The sequence below is a fragment of the Microcystis sp. M090S1 genome (assembly GCF_020246295.1).
GTDB classification, from domain to species: Bacteria; Cyanobacteriota; Cyanobacteriia; order Cyanobacteriales; family Microcystaceae; genus Microcystis; species Microcystis aeruginosa.
Genome location: NZ_JADBTF010000240.1, coordinates 1 through 2,722, shown reverse-complemented (window position 1 = coordinate 2,722; position 2,722 = coordinate 1). Strand labels below are relative to the sequence as shown.

Sequence of the window (2,722 nt, the reverse complement as noted above, 5' to 3'; positions counted from 1 at the left end):
TCGCCGATTTTTCAACGTAAAGTGCTTACTCTATAACGATTATACTCTATTATACTCTTGTTGAGCGTTTAAGTCCCATTAATCGATGATGATGCGCCAATTATAGATAAAAGCCTATGGTAAAGGTAGGCCAAAAAATATTCACAAAATTTTACAAAGTCGCATAAAATGAACACATAACGAAATAGGTATTTTTTCTTACTGCCATGCTAACGGCTAACTTCCCCTGGCTCACTGCCATCATTTTGCTCCCCTTGCTTGCCTCCTTCCTTATCCCTGTAATCCCCGACAAAGAAGGAAAAACTGTTCGTTGGTTCGCTCTTGGAGTCGGACTAGCAGACTTTGTTTTAATGTGCTACGTCTTTTTACAAAAATATGATTTAAGCAACCCCAACCTACAATTAGTGGAAAAAATCGATTGGGTTCCCCAAATCGGTTTAAGTTGGGCGGTGTCGGTGGATGGTATCTCGGCACCGTTAGTTTTATTAGCAGGATTGGTGACAACCCTTTCTATCTTGGCCGCGTGGCAAGTGGACCGCAAACCCCGTTTATTCTACTTCCTGATGCTGTTGCTCTACGCCGCTCAGATTGGTGTTTTCGTCGCCCAAGACTTATTATTATTCTTTTTAATGTGGGAAATCGAGTTAATTCCCGTTTATCTACTCGTTTCCATCTGGGGTGGTCAAAAACGTCGTTATGCCGCCACTAAATTCTTACTCTACACCGCCGCCGCTTCTATCTTCATCCTCGTTGCCGGTCTAGCCATGGCCCTTTACGGTGGTGGTGCAATGACCTTTGATATGGCGGAATTAGGATTTAAAGATTATCCCCTCGCTTTAGAATTAGTCCTTTACGCTGGTTTATTAATCGCTTTCGGGGTCAAACTAGCCATCTTCCCCCTCCATACTTGGCTCCCCGATGCTCACGGTGAAGCTTCTGCACCTGTATCGATGATTCTCGCTGGTGTTCTCCTCAAAATGGGTGGTTATGGTTTAATCCGTCTTAATATGGGGCTTCTACCCGATGCACACATCTACTTTGCCCCGATTCTAGCGATTCTCGGTGTCGTTAATATTATCTACGGTGCTTTCGCTTCCTTCGGTCAACAAAACATGAAACGCCGTCTCGCTTATTCCTCGGTTTCACACATGGGATTCGTCCTTTTAGGGATTGCTTCCTTTACCGATGTGGGTATTAGCGGTGCTATGTTACAAATGCTCTCCCACGGTTTAATTGCCGCCGTCTTATTCTTCCTTGCCGGTGTCACCTACGACCGCACCCATACCTTAGCTTTAAACGAGATGGGTGGGATTGCCCAAGCGATGCCGAAAGTCTTCGCTCTCTTTACTGCCGGCGCCATGGCTTCCCTAGCGTTACCCGGAATGAGCGGTTTTGCCAGTGAAATTACTGTATTCATCGGTGTCACTAGCAGTGACGTTTATAGCCAAACCTTCCGGGTTGTGACTGTCTTCCTCGCTTCCGTTGGTTTAATCCTCACCCCGATTTATCTACTCTCCATGCTTCGTCAAGTTTTCTACGGAGATGGTTCTTCCTGCGATATTACTAACATTCTCCCCAACAAAAGTAACGAACAGGCAGTTTGTTTCGGTACTAGCTGTGTCCTCCCTCATGAATCAGAATATAGTGACGCTAAACCCAGAGAAATCTTTATCGCTGTCTCTTTCCTCGCTTTGATTGTCGCTATCGGTTTCTATCCCCAACTGGCTACCCGTATCTACGATGTGAAAACGGTGGCAGTTAACTCGGAAGTGCGTCAAGCTTACACAGAAATCGCCGCCACTCGTCAAAATATCTACGCTGAAACTCAACCGGACGTAAGCGCCAAGGTTGCCAGTATCTTCCAATAAATTGGTAAGTCTAAAGTTAATAAGTTATCGGGAGTAGAAATTCTACTCCTGATTTTTTTGGCGAGGAGATAATTAATTAGGGTTGGCTGAATAAATGTGAAATATAGACGAGGTAAGGGTTTTAGGGGTCTATTTCGCAAAACAAGTGCAAGATTTTCAGAGAATCGTGGTCTTGTAGGGGCGAAGCATTCGGGCATAACCTATCGCTGAAACCGTAGATTTCCTATCCGAATGCTTCGCCCCTACTTTTTCAGCAAACCCTACATAAACAAACTATAATCTACATGAAAGAAATGTCCTAATAATTTCGCCTGTTCTTGGCTAATTGACCCTTTTCCTGCAATTAAACTAGAAGCAATTTTGTCAGAGCCAAGGATTATGGCTATGTCTTTCTTGTTAACGCTTTGTTGCTCCATCAAAAACAATAACATAGAATTAGGTGTGGTTGATTCTTGTAGATAAAAGCTTCTTTCAAAATTCTCAATTAAAAAAATTAGAAGCTCATAAAGTTCATCTTCTTCGGGAGTTCGATGCTGACGGTGCATCAATTCTTCGACAATAACCAGAGCTTTTTCATTTTCTGCTTCTGTTCTGATAACTTTAGGTAAATGGCGAGCTAGTAATTCTTTGTATTTTTCTGGATTAAAAGTAAGGGTCATTTTTCCATTGCTCCTTATCGTATTCAGCGTGAGTTAAAACATACTTGATATAAATTATAGCGGTATGCACTTGCATGAGGTACAATAGAAGAGGACAATAAATTATAGACCTAGGCAGGAGCCACGACCCGATGAAGCCCTATTCTTTAGACTTGCGACAAAAGATCATCGAGACCTACGAGGAGAATAACCTCT

At 43.0% G+C, this 2,722-nt stretch carries 2 protein-coding genes and 1 pseudogene; 1 reads left to right on the top strand and 2 read right to left on the bottom strand.

All coding sequences use genetic code 11. The annotated features are described in order from the left end of the window. Positions 1-206: 206 nt before the first annotated feature. Positions 207-1,868 carry an NAD(P)H-quinone oxidoreductase subunit 4 gene (locus tag IM477_RS10825; protein WP_004159322.1) on the top strand — a complete coding sequence of 554 codons (1,662 nt, stop codon included), beginning with the start codon at positions 207-209 and terminating at the stop codon, positions 1,866-1,868. 260 nt (positions 1,869-2,128) lie between these two features. On the opposite strand, the gene IM477_RS10820 is transcribed toward IM477_RS10825, so the two are convergent. Both IM477_RS10820 and IM477_RS10815 read right to left on the bottom strand, forming a co-directional pair. Then, positions 2,129-2,527 (bottom strand): helix-turn-helix domain-containing protein, encoded by a 399-nt coding sequence (locus tag IM477_RS10820; RefSeq protein WP_002788855.1) that lies wholly within the window; start codon positions 2,525-2,527, stop codon positions 2,129-2,131. Then, a pseudogene (locus IM477_RS10815) lies at positions 2,511-2,585 on the bottom strand (type II toxin-antitoxin system HigB family toxin); the annotation flags it as partial. The gene IM477_RS10820 and the pseudogene IM477_RS10815, both read right to left, overlap by 17 nt. Positions 2,586-2,722: the final 137 nt, after the last annotated feature.